The 1,417-nt window shown below is 35.0% G+C and carries 1 protein-coding gene and 1 pseudogene; one reads left to right on the top strand and one right to left on the bottom strand.

The genetic code is table 11. The features are described 5' to 3' along the window. Positions 1–321: 321 nt before the first annotated feature. Positions 322–1,239 (top strand): hypothetical protein, encoded by a 918-nt coding sequence (locus EDI28_RS25715; protein ID WP_128786680.1) that lies wholly within the window; start codon positions 322–324, stop codon positions 1,237–1,239. A gap of 64 nt (positions 1,240–1,303) precedes the next feature. Here the strand turns inward: EDI28_RS25715 and EDI28_RS25710 are convergent. Then, positions 1,304–1,417, bottom strand: a pseudogene (locus tag EDI28_RS25710) (IS110 family transposase); the annotation flags it as partial.

Genomic DNA, 1,417 nt, shown 5'->3' with positions numbered 1-1,417 from the left:
TTCTTAAATGTAGGTTTTGGCTCAATTCGCACTGGTGTTTTTAATATTGCGGACATGGTAATAATGGCAGGAATGCTGATGTTTATACTATCGCAAAATAAAGCTGAATCTGCCAAGTAACTGGCTTATAACAAGGCAATCAAGGTGATGCCTTACACTCGGCAGTTTTGGTTTGAAGTACAGTGTGCTTTGCAGGTTCAGTGGGGCACACCTTATTGCAGGCGTTATGTTCATAATTTTCATGACCAAGTATTAGTGTCAGTGAGTAAATGTGATTTATGATTCAGATAAGTTGTTATAAATATGATTAGTAGGTGGTTTATGTCATGCAAAGTAATGGCTTATTTTCTTGCTTTATGTGCTGTGTCTGGATGTACAGCTAATAGCGAGATAAAAGAAAGCCAAGAAGGCCATAGAAAATTAACCTTTAAAGATTTAGCAAAGATGGCTTGTAATGTCAGAAATGATAATAGTGATAAGTATTGTGAGTGTCGAAGCGTAGTTTTGGATGAAATTACCCCTCAAGATTTAAAGGAAGTGGGCTCATCTGATGTTAAAAGCAAAGCTTTAGCCCTTTCTAAAGTTATGAATGAAAATGAAGACAAGTTGGCCAAATGCGATGCATTTAAGTTTGTTGATTTAGAAATTCCAGATATTCAACTTTCAAAATTAGCATCAAAAATTCTTAGGGATAATATCGGAAATGTGTTAACTCCTGATAATGTTAGCGAGTTACAGTCAATTGATACAAACAAGGACTATGAATACTCCTACTCATCGCCTAAGAAAGATGAAATTTTCATTTCAAAGTTAAGTCGGATTGAAGGTGATATAGTCCTATTTGATTATATAAATGTCACAAAAAAATATTTTCAAAATGACTATATAATGTGGTCTCAAGGTGTTGAATATTTCAGTAACCCCTTGCGTGAAAATAAATATGAACTTTATACTCCTATTGATAATTGTAAATTCGCTTTGGGCAAATGTACTTATAAATTGGATGGGAAAACAATTTCGGCAAATATTTTATTTAAAAATGGGGTATGGTATTACAACGCTGCTGGAATGTTCGGTGATGGTGGCAATCATAGGTTCATCTTGTCAAGAATTTATGATAGGCGAGGATTTGCTTTGTATAGTTCAATTTCAGTCATAAATGGTCGAGAGAACTTTTATGAAGAGACACTTACCGAGACTATTAATTCAGTTGATACAACTGGCTTTACAATAAGGTAATATCAGGAGAGTTTACAGTACTGAAGTTGAACATAACAAACGACTATGGCGTCAATAGATAATTTTAAGCTGTTTTTGCATCCCATAGGGCGCCATCTCGCAGCATAGAATTTAAGATGTTAATCATCTTCCTGACGCAGGCGATAATGGCCACTTTTTTCGGTTTTCCTTCTGCCAG

Source organism: Photobacterium chitinilyticum (assembly GCF_004104355.1).
GTDB classification, from domain to species: Bacteria; Pseudomonadota; Gammaproteobacteria; order Enterobacterales; family Vibrionaceae; genus Photobacterium; species Photobacterium chitinilyticum.
The sequence above is the reverse complement of the archived record's forward strand: the minus strand, read 5'-3'. Positions and strand labels throughout refer to the sequence as shown.